Raw genomic sequence first — 17,846 nt, 5'->3', positions numbered from 1 at the left:
AATGAAAAAACTAGCAGCTACAGGCATCCTCTTTGCCACACTTTTTGGTTTCTTGATTTACCGTAATTTTTCTGAGCATTCTTCTGATGTTATAACTGTTAATGGAGGTGTTACCTCTGAAAGCCAGATTATCGGGAATATGATTGTTCAACTCCTTGAACATGATACAGACTATAAGGTAAAGTTTCTCAATAATCTTGTCTCAGCCCAAGTTAATCATGTCGCCATGGAGCGGGGAGAGCTTGGTATTTCTTCCGTACGTTACACGGGGACGGATCTTGTGACAACATTGGGGAGAGAAACTGTAAAAGATGCAGACCAAGCGCTGGAAGTTGTTCAAAATGAGTTTTCCGAAAGGTTCAACCAAGAATGGTACCCAAGTTACGGTTTTGCAAATGAGTTTACTTTTATGGTGACCAAGGAGACAGCGGAAAAATACCAGCTCTCGAAAGTCAGTGATTTACAAAAACATGCTTCAAACTTGACTCTGGGTGTGGACTCCGGATGGTTTGAGCGAGAAGGAGATGGTTATCAAGCGTTTACAGAAGCCTATAACATGAGCTTTAAAAAAGTTTTTCCGATGCAGGTGGGACTGCTATATGATGCCTTAAATGCCGATAACTTTGACGTCATTGTGGGCTATTCCACTGATGGTCGTATCAGTAGTCATGAGCTCGTCATGCTTGAAGATGACCGTCAGTTTTTCCCGCCTTATACTTGTAGTCCTGTTGTTGATAAAGAACTTTATGAAAAATACCCTCAGCTTTCAAGTGTTCTTCGCAAATTAGAGGGAAAAATCAGTACAGAAACGATGCAGGAGCTGAATTACCAATCTGATGGAGAGCTTATTGAACCAGAAATTGTAGCACAACGTTTCTTAGAAAAACACAATTATTTTGAGGAGACATGATGTGGGCTTTTTTTGAAAACTGGTTTTCTTATATTACAACGAACAGTTCTTATCTTTTGGAGCAGCTTGGCACACATGCTTATCTCGCTCTGACAAGTGTTGCTTTTTGCATCATTATAGGCCTTCCCTTAGGAATAGCTATACATCTACATCGAAGATGGGAGGGCCTCGTAATGACTGTTATAAATACGGTTCAAACAGTTCCCTCAATGGCAATGCTAACACTCCTCCTTATATTTTTTGGGTTAGGAACTACAACTGTTGTTATTTTAGTTGTCTTATACTCTCTTCTTCCCATAGTTAAAAATACTTTTGCTGGTTTGAACAGTGTTAATGCTGTTTATTTAGATAGTGCAAAGGGCATGGGAATGACTCAAACTCAGATTCTCCTCATGGTTCAAATTCCATTAGCCCTGCCAGTTCTCTTAGTGGGTGTGAAAAATGCCCTCGTCTTAGCAGTGGGAACTACAACCATAGGTTCTTTCGTGGGTGCAGGAGGACTTGGAGATATTATATTGCGGGGAATTAACACTGTAGGTGGCACATCAATCATCTTGACGGGGGCTTTATTATGTGCATTGATAGCTTTTGGTTTTGAAGCGCTGATTAACTGGGTGGAAAAGCAACTGCAAAATTCCTTTTCTGGAACTAAAAAGAAAAAAATTTAAAATAATACTTTTCTGTTGACAAAAACGTAACATTGTTGTAAAATAATTCTTGTAAATAAAAGCGCTTTCAAAAAGGTGCGAATTTAATAATTTTTTGTTACTAAGAGAATGTAGAGAAAAGTAACACAAAAATAAAACGTTAACCGTCTTATTTTTGTGTTGCTTTTTTGATTTCTTTTGAGAGAGGAGTAGACATGACCCTTGTAAAGTCGAAAGGACCTTAATCATGACTTTAAATCACACAAATTAAATTTAAAACTTAAGGAGAACAAAGCTTTATGGATAAAGCATTCATAAAAAAATACGGGACACTCTTACTGCTTGCTGCTGGTGCAGGGATTATTTTCCAACTTCCCTACATCCGTGAAACATTCTATGTTCCGATTCAAGAAGCTATGAATCTGAGCAATGCTCAGATGGGAGAGCTTTCGGCTGGTTACGCTACTATGGCGACCATATCTTATTTTATTGGCGGGCTTGTAGCCGACAAGTTTTCAGCAAGAAAACTTTTGACATTTTCCTTCCTTGCGACAGCTGTCCTTGGATGGTGGTTTTCAACATTTCCCTCTTTTAACACCGCGCGTTTAATTTTCGTCTTAATGGGTGTCACAACGATTATCACCTATTGGTCGGCAGTGATTAAGGCAACACGTATGTTGGGAAGCAGTGAAGAGCAAGGACGCCTGTTTGGTCTGCAAGAAGGTCTTCGCGGGATGCTGAATTGGTTACTCGTGCTTGGGATGACGGCTGTGTTTGTAAGATTTGCAGATCAGGTTGTTGGTACACAGTGGGCGATTCGTGTTTGTGCTATTGCTGTAGGTATCATCGGAATTCTCAACTGGTTTGTTATTGAAGACACCAAGGCAGAAGAAAATTCAGAGTCTATCAAAGACGTTACACTGGGTATGTTTAAACAATTGGCTTTTCCAAGAGTTTGGTTGCTCGTCGCAATCGTCTTCTTTGGATATAGCTTGTACGGTATCTTTGGCTACGTAAATACGCTAGCGATTAATGTTTATGGCTTGTCAGCTGCTGGAGGCGCTACTCTAGGTGCATTCAGATATCTGATTCAAGCTTTTGGTGGTATTGCTGGTGGTTTTATTGCCGATAAGATTGGCTCTCGACTCAAAGTTTTAATCGCAGGTGCAACGCTCACGGGACTTTCTTATGACTTGTTTCTAGTATTGCCAGAGGATGTTGCCTTGTTGGGCGTGGTATTGGGTAACTTTGTCGGTGGTATGTTTGCGATTTACTTGATTCGTTCAGTCTACTTTGCAATCATCGATGATGCGGGCATCCCTGTTTCACGTACAGGACGTGTTTCAGGAATTGTCTCCGCTTTAGGTTTTTTACCAGATGTATTCATGTACACAATGATTGGTGGTTGGTTAGATAACAACCCAGGAAAATCTGGCTTTAATATGACCTTTATCTATGCTATCGCAATGGCTGTCGGCTGTATTGTGATGTCACTCATCCTCTCACGTGTTATCAAACGTGATAAGGATTTGCATAACGCTGTAGACACTGAAACAGTTGCTGCAGCAGCAGAATAAAATAAAAAAACAAAATTACAAATAAATAGAATGGAAGATTTATACCTTATGGAAACACAAGCACTCGTAAAAGAAAAAGAACTCATTGTCTCAGAACTCAAAGATATCGTCAGCGAAGGTCAAATTTTGACTGAACATGATGCCCTCTATGATGCGGGAGCAGACCGTTATCGTAAATATGAAAAAGCCAAAGGCAAGTTAAAAAATCCATTGCCGGCAGCCATTGTCTATCCAGAAAGCACTGATGAAGTCAAAGAACTGTTGATGTATGCTAATGAAAAAGATATCAACGTGATTCCACGTGCAGGTAAGACAGCGACAGAGGGTGGTTTAGAAAACTGGAAAGATCTAGCCATTGTTGTTGACGGCTCACGCATGGACAAGATTATCAAAATTGATCCCTACAACAATCAAGCAACAGTTCAAGCAGGTGTAAAACTGCAAGATCTTGAAGATGAGTTGAGAAAAATTGGATATACAACGGGTCACTCACCACAATCTAAGCCCGTTGCCATGTACGGCGGTTTAGTTTCTACTCGCTCCATTGGACAATTTTCTACACTTTATGGCGGGATTGAAGATATGGTCGTTGGTTTGGAATGTGTCTTCCCGAATGGCCACGTGTCACGTATTAAGAATGTGCCACGTCGTGCGGGTGGTCCAGATATTCGCCATATTGTTATTGGTAATGAAGGGACGCTTTGCTACATCACTGAAGTGACGATTAAAATCTTTAAGTATCAACCAGAAAACAATAAATTCTTTGGTTACTTAGTCAACGATGTTGATACAGGTGTTAAAGTGCTTCGTGAAGTAATGACAAACGGTTATCGTCCATCTGTTGCACGTACCTACTCAGAAGAAGATGCACGTCAACATTTCTATCATTTCTATGAAGACAAATGTGTTTTGATTTTCATGGCGGAAGGACCTAAAGGCATCGTTGAAGCGACTGGTCAAGGGATTGAAGAAGCTGTTGATAAATTCAAAGATGGCGTTTATAAACAAGTAGATAGCAAACTCATTGAAGATTGGTTCAATAATTTGAACTGGACGCAACAAACAATCGATGATGAAGTTCAAGGTATGATCGAACATGACCGCCACGATGGCTATACAACTGAAATTTCTGCAGATTGGGAGCACATTACTGATATTTATAATTCAGTAATCCACCGTATCAGGACAGAATTTGATCGTGCAGATGATATTACAATGCTTGGTGGTCACTCTTCTCACAGTTATATCAATGGCACAAACATGTACTTCGTATACAATTACGATATCAACTGTGTACCAGAAGATGAGTTGCGTGTTTATCACCATCCGATTCAAAAAATTATTGTTGAAGAAGCGATTAAATTTGGCGGTTCTATGTGTCACCATCACGGTATTGGGAAATACCGTAATGAATGGACCAAGGATGAGCACGAATCTGCCTTTTACATGCTCGAAGCACTGAAAGAAACCTTTGATCCAAAAGGTATTATGAGTTTTGGTAATATCTATCCTGTGCAAGAAGGCGTAAAATATCAAAAATAATTATCTGAAAAAGGCTGGATGAAATGAAAATTATTTGTCTTGTGAAATTTGTTCCAGAACCCAATAAAAAAACAAATTTTGAAGTAGACCGAACAACAGGTAACATGAAAAGAGAAAAGATGAAGGCAATTCTCAATCCCGAAGATGCTTCAGCCTTAGCTTATGCACTAAAAATGAAGGCAGAAAATCCAGAAATTCACATTGAAGTTCTCTCGATGGGACCAGAAAAGATAAGCGCTGCTCTGCAAAATTTAGTGCGATTAGGCGCAGATCGGGCGACTTTACTGAGTGACCGTGTCTATCAAGGCAGTGATTCCTTGGCTACAAGTATGGTTTTGGCAAGATATTTAAAAAAACAAAATTTTGATTATATTTTTTCTGGCACGCAGACAATAGATGGTGCAACAGGACATATCGGCCCTCAAGTTGCAGAGTTACTCCAGATAAATCAGTTTTCTGACGTGTTAAACGTGAAAGAAATCAATGCGGAAACAGTATTTTTTGATGCAGCCTTTGATCAAGAAGTGTTAAGCCTTCAAACTAAGACACCGTGTCTCTTAAGCATGAGCTTAGAACCGAGAATGAAACTTGGTTTTGTGCGTCTTGAGGACATGGAGAAGGATGTTGGTTCTCAGTTCCAAATATTAAGTAATGAAGAACTTCAACTTTCAGTAGACGAGGTGGGACGTAAGGGATCCCCAACATTTGTGAGAAAGGATATTGCTGTTGTTCATGAAAAGCGAGAAAGCCTCTATGTCAAAGCTGATGAGACAGGGATAGAAGAAGTTTATCAATTTTTGAAGGAATACGACTATGTTTAAGACTTTAATCTTTTTGGATAAAAACAATCTTGATAAGTGCTTGGCTTTGACCGCAGTTGCGCAGAAGCTCCGACAGGAAACAGAGGAAGTTGAAATCTATGGACTTGGCTTTGACTTGGGCTCAACCCAAGTAACAGGGATTGATAAGTTAATAGATATTGCTGGCGCAACAGTTAATCTCTATGATGCGAGGCAAGTGTCAGCTTTTCTTGCGGAAGTGCAGCAGCAATTTCAATTTGACTGTATTCTAATTTTGGCCAACAGTTTGGGCAAAATGCTTGCTCCCCGTTTGGCCATGAAATTAAAAACAGGTTTGACTGCTGAAATAACAGATGCGGCAATTTTAAAAGGAGAGCGGCACTTGATTCGTCCGGCTTTTCAAGGGAATCGCATGGCAAATATTGTGTGTCGTACAAGCCCTATCATGGCTAGTGTTCGTCCAGATGTTTTTCGAAAAAACGATTCGGACAAAATACCTGAAAAGCTAAGCATGCAAAGTTCTTGTAAAGAAAAGTCATCGCTTAAAGTCATCGCAAAGTCTCAATCAAATCCTCATGCCGATATTACAAAAAGTAAGGTTTTAATTTCCGGTGGTGGTGGTATTGAAAAAGAATTTGCTCTATTATCGGTACTTTCTGACACTTTAAATGGGGAGTTAGCTGCCTCGAAGAAACTTGTTGATGCAGGTGTTGCTCTTCGGGATATACAAGTGGGACAGTCAGGAAAAATTGTCAGCCCAGATCTTTATATGGCCTTTGGCATTCATGGGACAGTGCATCATGTTGCGGGGCTAAGGGATGTGAAACATATTATTTCGGTAAACACGAACAAACTTGCTCCCATATCAGCACTGTCAACCATAGTTGTTGAAGGTGATGCAGCTGATTTTGCTCAAAAATTAAACAAAAAAATAAAAGAAAACGCTTAGGGCGTGAAAGGAAATTAAAAATGGAAATCTCAGATTTTAAAATGGACATGTTCTCTATCAAAGGGAAAAATGCCATCATCACAGGCGGGAACACTGGTTTAGGACAGGCTTTCTCAACGGCTTTGGCTGAAGCTGGTGCAAATATCTTCATGGCTGGTGTTGACCCAGAAGATAAGGAATTTGCTCAAACACTTGAAGCGCGTGGTGTAAAGACATTTTATATGTTTGCTGACTTGACGAAAGAAGATACAGCGCGTGAAGTGGTTGAAAAATGTGTTGAAGTATTTGGTTCAATTGATATTTTGGTTAACTGTGCGGGTATCTGTCCTATTGATGACGTTTTGAGCTATGATGCCAAAAAATGGGACCCAACGATTGCGGTCAACTTGAATGCTGCCTTTTATATGAGTCATGAAGCAGCTAAATTCATGGTTCCTCAAAAGAGTGGTAAAATCATTAATATCGCTTCTCTCTTTTCATTCCTTGGCGGACAAGGAGCGCCTGCCTATGCCGCATCAAAACATGGTATTGTTGGACTGACGAAAGCATATTGTGACGAGTTGGCAATGCACAATATCCAAGTTAATGCAATCGCGCCAGGATATTTTAAAACTAAAGCAGCGGCAGCCTCTGTTGAAGATCCAGAGCGCAGCAAGTGGATTGTTGGACATACACCAGAAGGACGTTGGGGAGATGTGGCTGACTTGATGGGAGCTACAGTTTTCTTAGCATCAGAAGCTTCTCATTTTGTAAATGGTCACACGCTGGCAGTTGATGGTGGCTGGCTCGTACGCTAATCACAAATTGATTGATACAGTATTGAAAAATAAAATTGCAAGGCGTGTCAAAGTTACACCTCCTGCAATTTTTATTTCACTCTAGAAAGAAAAATAAAATGAAATATATTATTGGCATTGATTCTGGTTCGCAAAGTTCAAAAATAGCCATTTTTGATATCGAAGGGAATCTTATTGTTGAAGGAAAAGAAGAACTTCGTCCTATGAAGCTTGGTGAAAATACACTTGTTGAACACCCGGGTGATGACATCTGGGAATCCATCTGCGCCGCAAGTAAAAAAGCTATGGAAAAATTTCAATATGATTCCAAAGACATTATCGGCGTTGGTCTAGGCTCTATTCGCTGCTGCCGTGTCTTGATGAAAAAAGATGGCTCCCTTGCTGCTAATGTTATTTCTTGGATGGACAAGAGAACTTCAACGCCCTATCAACACGATGTTCCTGAGGCCGCATACGTAACTTCTACAGACGGTTATCTGACCCATCGCTTAACAGGTGAATTTAAGGATAATATAGGCAATAACTTTGGTCAATGGCCTGTGGATTATGAGACTTGGGATTGGAGCACCGACCCAGAAGTTTTAAAAACTTTTAACATTCCTCGTGAAATGTTACTGGAGGCCGTTCGTCCCGGTGATGTTTTGGGCAATATAACCGAAGAAGCAAGTAAGTTAACAGGCATTCCAGCTGGGATACCTGTAGTTGCCACAACATCAGACAAGGCGGTTGAAGGACTGGGTGCAGGACTTTTACATGAAGGTACGGCAGTCATTTCCTTGGGAACCTATATTACAGCTATGGTCGCATCAGATGAGATGGCACCTGTAGATGCTTCGGCTTATTGGGGGATCATGTCCTCCGTGCCTAAGAAATACATCCTCGAAAGTTACGGTATTCGCCGAGGAATGTGGACAGTGAGTTGGTTTAAAAATCTTTTGGGTCAAGAATTATCCTTGCGCTCAAATTATATGGACATCTTAGAAGAAGAGTATCTTAATATTAAGGCTGAAGAAGTTCCTGCAGGATCAGAAGGACTGATGACTATTTTGGATTGGTTAGCCAACCCATGGGAACCTTTCAAACGCGGGATTATGCTTGGTTTTAATGCGCATCATGATTATCGCTATATGTATCGCTCAATTTTGGAAGGCATTGCCTACACGATGAAAAATAACTGTGATGGCATGACAAAAGAGCTTGGAAAAAATCTCAAAGAAATTGTTATCGTAGGTGGTGGCTCAAATTCGGACCTGTTCATGCAAATTTTTGCGGATGTCTTTAATGTACCGGCTAAACGTAACGTAATTAATGGTTCTGCAGGTCTTGGCGCAGCCATCAATACTGCTGTTGGCTTGGGTGTTTATGCTGACTATGAACAAGCCGTTGAAAAAATGGTAAAAGTCAAAAATGTATTTACACCAAAAGCTGAAAATGTTGAGATTTATGAGAAATTGATCAAAGTTTATAAAGAACTTCCAAAATATACTGATGAAGTTTTGCAGATGACTTATGAAATACTTCACTCAGAGGGATAGTTTTCGCTCCCTCACTTTAAGATTCTGAATGACAAAATACAATGGTTATCAGCCGTTGTATTTTTAGCGTTGAATTTTTACTTTCGCGATTGTCAAAAAATCTTTTTGATAAATAAGAGGTTTTTTGATATCATTTTGTAAAGTATGAAATCTTTGAGAAGTGAATGATTTGGAATAGGAGTTGAAATGAAAAAAGAAAAAATTTTGTCAGGCTTGCTTTTGACAACATTAATCTTAGGACAAACAGTATCTGTATTTGCAACAGGTCAAGATATACTACAAAATCAAGTGCAAAATGAAGGTGCAGAGCGAATAGAACAAGATGATAATGCGCAAGCTGAGGAGGAAAAAGGTGTAGAAGCTGAAACAGAAAGTGCGGCAGCTGTTCCAAAAGTGAAAGAGGATGCAGAAGAGAGCCAGGCAGCAACAACAGAGGCAATCGAAACATTGTCCTATGCTGCTGGTACAGGGACTGAAACAGATCCCTATCAGATTGCAAATGAAATTCAGCTCAATCAGATTCGAAATGATTTACCGAATAGTGGTACAGAGGGAATCTATTATAAACTGACAGCCAGTTTTGCGCTCACGGCACCTTGGACACCAATAGGGGACAGTAGTGCGGGATATTTTAGAGGACATTTTGATGGAAATAATCAGACCATCAGTAATTTATCGGTAAATTCTACCTCTTATCTAGGGCTTTTTGGAATTGCAGAGAATGGCAGTTTTACAAATCTTACGATTGAAGCTGCAGTTGTTTTAGGCTCAACAGAGCTTGGCATTTTAGCAGGACGCGCAACAGGTAGCCAAGTGACTAACGTTCATGTATCAGGCACTGTTACTGGTACAGATTCGGAAATCGGCGGTCTTATTGGCCTCAGTCGTGACACGAGGGTGACAGACAGCAGTGCAAATGTCACTGTCAGCGGAGCTGGAAGATATATTGGTGGCTTGATTGGACACAATCAAGAAGACCTTGCGCATCCGGGTGCTTCAACCATCACAAACACAGTTTCCTCAGGAAGTGTTCACGGCACCACAGTCATAGATCCTGGGGATAGTACATCTGGTTCTTTCCGTGTCGGCGGTCTTATCGGTTTTAATGAACGCGCGAATATTATTGGCAGTTCATCGAGCACAACTGTAAGTAATCTTGCTTTTGCGACAGGTGGCTTGATTGGTGAGAATATCAGTAGCCATGCTGGTGAAGGACTTGATAATAACCGTGGTCAAGTGCTTTACTCATCGGCTACTGGCAATGTAAGTGGGACAGGCCAAGGTACAGATCAACTTTCTGAGCGTGTCGGCGGCCTCATCGGACAAAATGGAGACATTGGTGGCAGTACAACAGGACGTGTCGGCGGTAATGTCATCGGGAGTAGCGCTACAGGCAGGGTTTCAAGTGCAGGACAACATGCTGGCGGTCTTATCGGTTTTAACGCTGCTGAAGGCAAAGTAGTAGAGAACAGTCACTATAGTTCAAGTAACTCCGTTGAAGGACTCAATGATGTTGGTGGCTTGATTGGGAACAATCGCTATGCAGATGTGAAAAATACAAGCGCATCAGCAGTGGTGTCTGCCTATGATACGTCGACTGCGCAGGACCAAGCAGATATTGCAGGGAAATATGCCGGAGGACTTATTGGACGTAATAGTGAGTCGCTTGTTGAACAAAGCAGAGCAACAGGTAGAGTCAGTGGACAAGACTATGTTGCAGGATTGATTGGAGCTACAGGTCCAGCATCTACCGGGTCTACTGAGCGGACGACTGTAAGCAATAGCTGGGCCTCAGGTGCTGTTACAGGACGTGGCAACTATATCGGTGGCTTGATTGGGCGTACAGCTCATACGACAACGATGAACAACTTTGCGACAGGGAATGTCGGAGCACCAACTTCTGGCAGTTACGAAGAAGGCTATCAAGTTGGTGGCTTGGTCGGTCAAGCGGGGACAGGTTCTATCTTGGAGCAAAACTATGCAACTGGAAATGTCACCGCCCAAAGTCAGGTTGGCGGTTTGATTGGTCGCTTGGAGAACTCCACCCTTTCACGTAACTGGGCAAAAGGGAATGTAATGGCTGCCAATAATGCTGGTGGTCTCATCGGTAACTCCTATGGTTCTACACAGCTTAGCCAAGTCAACGATGCGTACGCCATTGGTAATGTTACAGCAACAGGAAACAATGTCGGTGGTTTGATCGGTTCAATGTCACCAACCTCTTTTTCTCCAGGCAGCTACGGTACGACCGTCGTCAATGCCTATGCTTCAGGTGATGTGACAGGTGCTTCCAATGTTGGCGGCCTTATTGGTGGCTCAGACTTTGCAGCGACTCTCAGCAATGCTGTAGCTATAGGTCAAGTAACCGGTACAGGGGAAGTCGGTGGAGTTGCCGGCAATGCAAGTCATATCAAGATGTCCGATGTCTATCGTTGGGATTACATGAAAGTCAATGGTGAGGTTCTAGACCGTCACATCAATAATGCTGGTGAAAAAGACGGCGGTCTAGCTTCTGCACGTGAGTTGCGCATGGAAAATTCCTATGCTAACTTAACTTGGGCCATGGGAACAGCTTGGAAGTGGTCGACTGTTTCAAGGAATCCTGAACAAGTCGCTAGTTCTATCCAGCACTGGCCTGTTCTTGGCTTTGGTCCAGAGGAGGACACATTCCCGCACTACAGCATCGCTGGTACAGATAAAGAGACAAAAATGTACGATGGAGAGGAAGTTGTCCGAGACAGCAAGAGTTTATTTACCGCTGAGTACGCACAGATCAACGAGTTTGACTATAGCCTGAATGGGCAACCCTTAAACCTTGAAAACAACTTGGTTCTGGCAGATGACGTGGCTCTACATGAAATTCGGGCTATCTCCAAACTCACACCTCTGCAAACTTCTACAGGACATCGCCAAGATTCAGGAAACTTCCCCGGGAGACTGACTGCACAGGCAGACTATGAGATTACGCCTCGTCCCTTACTTTATACGGGTAAAGTTTGGCTAGAGCGCCAGTATAACGGTCAAGCAAGGATGAATTTACAAAATTCTCGACTGACTTCTGAAGATTGGACAGCCCTAGCCTTTGACCATGGAGTGACACGTGCAGAAATGCCGGGAGTTATCTCAGGCGATGAAGTGAGACTTAATGCCAATACAGATTTCCAACATCTGCTGTCAGGCAATCATAGTCTGGATGGGGTAAATGCCAGCGCGGAAGTTGGTGAAGGTGTCTTGATTCATGACTTGACACCAGAACAAATGGCACAAATCTTTAGTTTAGCGGGTGCGGATGCGCATAACTACAGGTTGAGAACCTTAGATAATGTAAATACACGTGTGACAGCCAAAGATGAGAAAGTCCCAGAAAGCAGTGAAAGAAAACCAACAGAAAGTTTACCAGCAACAGGTGAGGCAGTAAATATCGTCTTCCTAGCTCTTGGTTTTGCTGCTGTGTTCACTGCGATGATGCTCTGGTTCAAACATCGTTTGGCACAAAGAAAATAGTTGAGCATTCTTGCCTCTGAAAATTGTTCTAGAGGCTCAAGCGTAAAGCTTTGGTTTAATCATGTGCCGCGTACCTAAAATGAAATACCAGCCTGACTCAATCTAACACTATATTGAAAGAGAAGTTCACGTTTTTTAACGTGAATTTTTTGCTTGTGGAACATATTCTAATTTGTTAGAATTTCATATATAATTCTGGTTTGTTCTGGATTTTTCAGGGATAAACTTAGGTTTAAGAGAGGAGATTTTAATGAAAAAAGCTAGTTTATATTTGGGTATCGCTATATGTCTTCTTAACGGTTATTTTTCGAATGGTTTTTTATCGCTGCTCTTATCCATCATCGGAATTGCTCTGGTAATGTATGGTGCCGACGAATTTTAGTTGAGCATTCGCTGAAAAGAAATGTGGGGTAGCTTTAAAGAATCATGATAGGCATACTAAACAGTTCTTGTAAACTTTCTTGCCTTTTCCTTGTTGGCGTCAGATGGAGTAGATCTGATGCTTTTTTGAGTCGATAAGATTACTGAACGCCTATTTTTTCTCATCAAACACTCATTTCATTTGACCTTTTTTTATACTATAGACTCAGAAAGTAAACGTAACATTAGAAATGTATATGTAATGAAAATCCAAAAGTAAATGTTACGCCAAAGGAGGAGTTTATGACACCAGAAAAGAAAAAACAGCGGCGGCTGCGCAACCTCGCACTCCTGTCGCTCTTGCTACTCGCAGTAGGCGGCACCTTCGCCTTCCAAGCCTTCAACCAACGGGCCATCAATGACCGGTTGAATGAAGTGGACATCAATGTCGGTGGCCGTGTCCACGACTACTACAACCGAGACACCGAAAACAAGGACGTCTTCGTGGAAAACTATGGGGAGCGGCCAATCATGGCACGGATACGCCTGTCCGAGTTCCTCGAAACCCGACAACGTGACGAAACGGACTTCACACCCCTAGTGGCAGGAACCAGCCGTGACGATGTAGAAAACTGGACCACATGGATTCCCAGCGCAAACGACATCACCGACCGTGAAAACACCAATGCCTCAAATGCCTTCGACCAGTACGCCAACCTCATCTTTGGTTGGGAACGTTCCGGTCAAGATGCCCCATGGTATATGCCGACCTTCAACCATGACAACCTCGACCAGAGAACAGCAGCGGCAGGTCATGCGCGGGACTGGATCGAAGGGAACGGTGCTACAGATGCGGTCACAGACGGCGCGACACATCCGGGAGATGGAATTGATGCCTACTGGTCAGCAGGTGAAGACTTTGACAACAGTGGTCCAATCTGGCCGGGAGAAGAAGTGACCAACCAAACTGCTCAAAACTTACAACAAGACCGTGCGCCAATGACCATGAACCAGTGGAGCAACTTGCCTAACGAAGACAAGATAAGCAACTTCTGGGTGGTTGACCACAACACAGGTTGGGCTTACTGGGCCAACAGACTGGACAGTGAGCAAGCGAGCTCTTACCTGCTTGATGCAGCGGAGATGACAGCTGCCATTGAGGACAAGGTCTTTAACGGCTTTTACTACTATGGGATTCATGTCGAGAGTGGGCTGGTGAGCCCTGACCAGCATGAGGAGTTCCTCAATGACGGGGAGCAACACCATGCGGAGTTAGAAGAATTCCTCCGTGGTATCCAGAACGGGGTGATGTATGATGACGGACCGAACCCATTGCCTAACGAAGACAGTGCACCGGATGCTTTTGACTTTTCGACCATGCGTCCGGGGCGTATCTTTACCATGGCCGGGGAGCAGTACCGCTACCTTGAAAACATGGGTTCTGGTAATCATATGATTATCCGGAATGAGGCGATACGCAATACGACCTTTAATGATCAACCGACTGTTTTAGAGGATTTCTATGATGATCTTACGCCAGCTGTTCAGGCTATAGTGCAACCTGTTTCTATTCCAGCAGAAGTTCCTGCTATTGAGGATGCGGCAGTTGCACCTTGGATTGGTGATCGTTGGATACCAGCAGAATGGGAAGAAGAAAGATTTAATGAGGTCAGAGCAGATAGAACTACAATTGGAGGTTCAACACGTCAAGCCTTTGCGCTTTCACTGGCAGATGTTGTTCACTTGTCTACTGATGAAAGGGCATTCCGAAACCATGCGGCACGTGTCGGTGGACGTAACAGCTGGTGGTGGCTGCGTACCCCTGGTGCTTCAGGCCGTGCTTGGGATGTGGGTTGGCCTACCACCCCTGGTCGGCTGCTTGGCACTTTTAGAGTAGACGGTAGCAATGCCAATGGCGGCGTCCGCCCCGCTCTTATCATCCATCAATAAAAGCAATGAAAATGAACCAAGAGAACAGAAATTTTTGGTTCATTTTCTTTTACAGCAATTTCTTTTTCAAGGGGGACATAAAACGCCGAACCAGTGGCAAATCAGTGGCGTTCTGCAAAGTTGTCTCATTTGACAATATACCCTATAGGGTATATAATGGGTTTATCAAAATCTTTAGGAGAGAGAAAATGAAAACTGCTACAGTCCAAGAACTTAATGAAGCCCTACTTAAGGATAGGCCTTTGATCGATGTCCGCGAAAGCTATGAGTATACAGCTGGTTTTGTGCCAACAGCTAAAAATATTCCCCTGAGTCAGTTAACAGAACGCTTTTCCGAAATTAAAAATGGCAGCTATATTATCTGCCAGTCTGGTGCACGATCTGAGCGTGCCTGCGAATTTTTGGAGGCCAAGGGACTTGATGTGACTAATGTACTTGGTGGAACTTCAGCTTGGACAGGCTGTTTAGCAAGGGAGGAATGAAGCATGTTTGGTTTTGGAAAAATCCGCTCAATCTCAGCGGATGAACTCACAGAGAAACTTAAGGAAAATAAAACACAGGTGCTTGATGTACGAGAGCCCGGTGAATACGCAAGAGGGCATATAAAAGGAAGTAGAAATCTTCCCGTGGGCCAAATCGAAACTTTTACAGCTCCGGCAAATACTAAGGTTTATGTCATTTGCCAGTCTGGTGCACGTTCGAAAAAAGCCTATAAGACATTGGAGAAAAAGGGCTTTGATGTGACCAATGTTAAGGGCGGCATGATGGCTTGGAGAGGGAAAACGGTATAAAGATGGGAAAAAAATATTTGATCATTGGTGGTGTTGCTGGTGGCGCAACGGCCGCGACTCGTCTCCGTCGCCTCAATGAAGACGATGAAATCATTCTTTTTGAAAAAGGAGAGTACATCTCCTTTGCTAACTGTGGTTTACCTTATCATGTTGGTGAAGTCATTAAAGAACGGGATGATCTGCTCTTGCAAACCGTTGAAGGCATGAATAAGCAATATGGACTTGATGTACGCAACTTTTCAGAAGTGACAGCCATCAATCCCAAGGAAAAGTCGGTCAGTGTGCTCAATCATCAGACAGGCGAAACTTATCAGGAAACTTTTGACAAACTCATTATTTCAACGGGGGCTAAAGCCATTGTGCCACCGATTGAGGGATTAGACAATGCAAAGAATGTTTTTAGCCTGCGTAATATCCCCGACATGGACTTGGTTAAAGCTTTTATTCAGGAGAATGAAGTTCAGACGGCAACCGTAATCGGTGGTGGTTTTATCGGTCTTGAGATGATGGAAAACTTGGTGGAGCTCGGTATCAAAGTCCAGCTGGTTGAGATGGCACCCCAAGTTATGCCAAATATTGACTTTGAAATGGCGCAAATGCTGCATGCCCAAATCAATATGCATGGAGTAAATCTTATCTTGAATGACGGCTTGAAAGAATTTCGCCAAGAGGGCCGAGAGTTGCTCTTGACCAGTGGTAAAGTTCTTTCAACGGACATGACGATTCTATCTATCGGTGTTCTTCCTGAAAATACGCTGGCAAAAGAAGCAGGAGTTGAACTGGGCTTCAAAGGCGCCATTAAAGTCAACAAGCAACTTGAAACAAGCTTTCAAGATATCTATGCTATAGGGGATGTGATTGAAGTAGTCGATGCGGTCAATGGTCATCCGACAAATATTCCTTTAGCATGGCCAGCCAACCGCCAAGGGCGTTTAGTTGCCGATATTATCAACGGTATACCAGCAGCATATCCAGGCACGCAGGGCACATCTGTAGCTAAGATATTTGAGTTGACCGCAGCAGGCACTGGAAATAGCGAGCGTTTATTACAACATCATGGTATCGAATACCATGCTGTACATATTCATCCCAACTCACACGCAGGTTATTATCCGGGAGCGGCTCCGATTGCTTTGAAACTTTTTTTTGCGCCAGATGGAAAAATACTAGGCGCTCAGGCCGTGGGAACAGAAGGGGTGGAAAAACGGATCGATGTTATATCAACAGCTATGCGTTTTGGTGCAAAGGCAACAGAGCTTGCCTCTATCGAACTGGCTTACGCGCCGCCGTATTCATCTGCTAAAGATCCTGTCAACATGCTTGGTTATACCGTTGATAATATGATAAATAACAAAGTGCGGACTTTCCAGTGGTCAGAAGTTGACGACTTGTTGGCTGCTGGTGCCTATTTCCTAGATGTCCGTGAAGACTTTGAACTGGCGACAGGGGCCCTAGAAAACAGTCAACAAATACCGCTTAATCAGATTCGTGACCGTCTAAGTGAGATTCCTAAAAATCAAACCATTTATGTTTACTGCCAAGTAGGACACCGCGGTTATAACGAAGCACGCATTTTAATGCAGGCTGGCTATGAAGTTAAGAACCTTGATGGGGGTTATAAAACCTATAAACATGCAAGGTATGAATTACGTCAGATTGATATAAAGCCGACTGATAGGGCATGGAGAAAAACAGACACACACGCTCCAGCAAGTGACTTGATTGAAGTTGATGCCTGTGGTTTACAATGCCCTGGACCTATTTTGAAGGTTAAGGAAAGCATGGATAAAATGCAAGAGGGTCAGAGGTTAGAAGTTCAAGCCAGTGATTTTGGCTTTTCTGCGGATGTCGAAGCTTGGGCGAAAAATACTGGAAATACAGTGTTAGAGAATAAAATTCAAGGAAATAAGGTCGTCGCAACCCTTGTTAAAGGTGCAAGTGCGTCAACTGTAAAGTCTCCCACTTTACCAGAGGAAGCTGTCTTAACTGAAACCAAAGATGGTGCGACCATGGTTGTTTTCTCAGGTGATTTGGATAAGGCCTTAGCCTCGATGATTATTGCGACAGGTGCTGCTGCTTATGGCAAAAATGTCACGCTCTTCTTCACTTTCTGGGGGCTTTCGGTCTTGAAGAAAAAGAAAGTCCAAAAATCAGGCATGGCCAAAATGTTTGATATGATGTTACCGAATGGGGCCGACAAACTCAAAATTTCTAAAATGAACATGGGAGGTATGGGTACAGGGATGATTAAGTCCATCATGAAGCAGAAAAATGTGGACAGCCTGCCTGACTTGATTGAGCAAGCCCATAATCTTGGAGTGAAATTTGTCGCTTGTACCATGAGTATGGACTTGATGGGAATCGAAAAGGAAGAACTTTATGATTTTGTTGAATATGGTGGTGTTGCTACATTTATAGGAGACAGCGAAAAAGCAAACATGCAACTTTTCATTTGATTTTTTAAAATATACTACTAAAGCATAA

Annotated in this window: 13 protein-coding genes; all 13 read left to right on the top strand. The window is 42.7% G+C overall.

Going from position 1 to position 17,846, the window contains the following annotated elements:
• Position 1 precedes the first annotated feature (1 nt).
• The 13 genes from ACGHCK_RS05485 (at position 2) to ACGHCK_RS05425 (ending at position 17,818) form a co-directional block, all read left to right on the top strand.
• A complete protein-coding gene (locus ACGHCK_RS05485; protein ID WP_202230257.1) occupies positions 2 to 910 on the top strand; it encodes an osmoprotectant ABC transporter substrate-binding protein in 909 nt (302 codons plus the stop codon).
• Positions 907 to 1,578: an ABC transporter permease gene (locus tag ACGHCK_RS05480; protein WP_251421071.1), complete on the top strand. Its 672-nt coding sequence runs from the start codon at positions 907 to 909 to the stop codon at positions 1,576 to 1,578. The genes ACGHCK_RS05485 and ACGHCK_RS05480 overlap by 4 nt, the downstream gene beginning before the upstream one ends.
• 278 nt (positions 1,579 to 1,856) lie before the next feature.
• On the top strand, positions 1,857 to 3,134 hold the full coding sequence (locus ACGHCK_RS05475; protein WP_251421069.1) for an MFS transporter: 1,278 nt from the start codon (positions 1,857 to 1,859) through the stop codon (positions 3,132 to 3,134).
• A 30-nt stretch (positions 3,135 to 3,164) separates the two neighbouring features.
• On the top strand, positions 3,165 to 4,676 hold the full coding sequence (locus tag ACGHCK_RS05470; RefSeq protein ID WP_251421067.1) for an FAD-binding oxidoreductase: 1,512 nt from the start codon (positions 3,165 to 3,167) through the stop codon (positions 4,674 to 4,676).
• 23 nt (positions 4,677 to 4,699) lie between these two features.
• Positions 4,700 to 5,497 carry an electron transfer flavoprotein subunit beta/FixA family protein gene (locus ACGHCK_RS05465; RefSeq protein WP_251421065.1) on the top strand — a complete coding sequence of 266 codons (798 nt, stop codon included), beginning with the start codon at positions 4,700 to 4,702 and terminating at the stop codon, positions 5,495 to 5,497.
• A complete protein-coding gene (locus ACGHCK_RS05460; RefSeq protein ID WP_251421063.1) occupies positions 5,490 to 6,425 on the top strand; it encodes an electron transfer flavoprotein subunit alpha/FixB family protein in 936 nt (311 codons plus the stop codon). The genes ACGHCK_RS05465 and ACGHCK_RS05460 overlap by 8 nt, the downstream gene beginning before the upstream one ends.
• A gap of 20 nt (positions 6,426 to 6,445) precedes the next feature.
• A complete protein-coding gene (locus ACGHCK_RS05455; RefSeq protein WP_202230261.1) occupies positions 6,446 to 7,222 on the top strand; it encodes an SDR family oxidoreductase in 777 nt (258 codons plus the stop codon).
• Positions 7,223 to 7,320: 98 nt separating this feature from the next.
• Positions 7,321 to 8,757, top strand: a complete 1,437-nt coding sequence (locus ACGHCK_RS05450; RefSeq protein ID WP_271327967.1) for an FGGY-family carbohydrate kinase — start codon at positions 7,321 to 7,323, stop codon at positions 8,755 to 8,757.
• A 186-nt stretch (positions 8,758 to 8,943) separates the two neighbouring features.
• Positions 8,944 to 12,261, top strand: coding sequence for an LPXTG cell wall anchor domain-containing protein (locus tag ACGHCK_RS05445; RefSeq protein WP_271327966.1), 3,318 nt, complete (start codon positions 8,944 to 8,946; stop codon positions 12,259 to 12,261).
• Positions 12,262 to 12,924: 663 nt separating this feature from the next.
• A complete protein-coding gene (locus ACGHCK_RS05440) occupies positions 12,925 to 14,571 on the top strand; it encodes a DUF6273 domain-containing protein (protein ID WP_394304500.1) in 1,647 nt (548 codons plus the stop codon).
• Between the two features lie 188 nt (positions 14,572 to 14,759).
• Complete coding sequence (locus tag ACGHCK_RS05435; RefSeq protein ID WP_251422681.1) at positions 14,760 to 15,053, top strand: rhodanese-like domain-containing protein; 294 nt, start codon at positions 14,760 to 14,762, stop codon at positions 15,051 to 15,053.
• A 3-nt stretch (positions 15,054 to 15,056) separates the two neighbouring features.
• A complete protein-coding gene (locus tag ACGHCK_RS05430; protein ID WP_251422678.1) occupies positions 15,057 to 15,362 on the top strand; it encodes a rhodanese-like domain-containing protein in 306 nt (101 codons plus the stop codon).
• Between the two features lie 2 nt (positions 15,363 to 15,364).
• Entirely contained in the window at positions 15,365 to 17,818 is a 2,454-nt protein-coding gene (locus ACGHCK_RS05425; RefSeq protein ID WP_251422675.1) for an FAD-dependent oxidoreductase, read from the top strand.
• Positions 17,819 to 17,846: the final 28 nt, after the last annotated feature.

It is taken from the genome of Lactococcus muris (genome assembly GCF_042849115.1).
Taxonomy (GTDB): Bacteria; Bacillota; Bacilli; order Lactobacillales; family Streptococcaceae; genus Lactococcus; species Lactococcus muris.
The sequence above is the reverse complement of the archived record's forward strand: the minus strand, read 5'-3'. Positions and strand labels throughout refer to the sequence as shown.

What these genes read in the sequence shown, in the direction of transcription:
- ACGHCK_RS05485 (WP_202230257.1), top strand. Translation starts at nt 2, where the DNA reads ATGAAAAAACTAGCAGCTACAGGCATCCTCTTTGCCACACTTTTTGGT.
- ACGHCK_RS05480 (WP_251421071.1), top strand. Translation starts at nt 907, where the DNA reads ATGATGTGGGCTTTTTTTGAAAACTGGTTTTCTTATATTACAACGAAC.
- ACGHCK_RS05475 (WP_251421069.1), top strand. Translation starts at nt 1,857, where the DNA reads ATGGATAAAGCATTCATAAAAAAATACGGGACACTCTTACTGCTTGCT.
- ACGHCK_RS05470 (WP_251421067.1), top strand. Translation starts at nt 3,165, where the DNA reads ATGGAAGATTTATACCTTATGGAAACACAAGCACTCGTAAAAGAAAAA.
- ACGHCK_RS05465 (WP_251421065.1), top strand. Translation starts at nt 4,700, where the DNA reads ATGAAAATTATTTGTCTTGTGAAATTTGTTCCAGAACCCAATAAAAAA.
- ACGHCK_RS05460 (WP_251421063.1), top strand. Translation starts at nt 5,490, where the DNA reads ATGTTTAAGACTTTAATCTTTTTGGATAAAAACAATCTTGATAAGTGC.
- ACGHCK_RS05455 (WP_202230261.1), top strand. Translation starts at nt 6,446, where the DNA reads ATGGAAATCTCAGATTTTAAAATGGACATGTTCTCTATCAAAGGGAAA.
- ACGHCK_RS05450 (WP_271327967.1), top strand. Translation starts at nt 7,321, where the DNA reads ATGAAATATATTATTGGCATTGATTCTGGTTCGCAAAGTTCAAAAATA.
- ACGHCK_RS05445 (WP_271327966.1), top strand. Translation starts at nt 8,944, where the DNA reads ATGAAAAAAGAAAAAATTTTGTCAGGCTTGCTTTTGACAACATTAATC.
- ACGHCK_RS05440 (WP_394304500.1), top strand. Translation starts at nt 12,925, where the DNA reads ATGACACCAGAAAAGAAAAAACAGCGGCGGCTGCGCAACCTCGCACTC.
- ACGHCK_RS05435 (WP_251422681.1), top strand. Translation starts at nt 14,760, where the DNA reads ATGAAAACTGCTACAGTCCAAGAACTTAATGAAGCCCTACTTAAGGAT.
- ACGHCK_RS05430 (WP_251422678.1), top strand. Translation starts at nt 15,057, where the DNA reads ATGTTTGGTTTTGGAAAAATCCGCTCAATCTCAGCGGATGAACTCACA.
- ACGHCK_RS05425 (WP_251422675.1), top strand. Translation starts at nt 15,365, where the DNA reads ATGGGAAAAAAATATTTGATCATTGGTGGTGTTGCTGGTGGCGCAACG.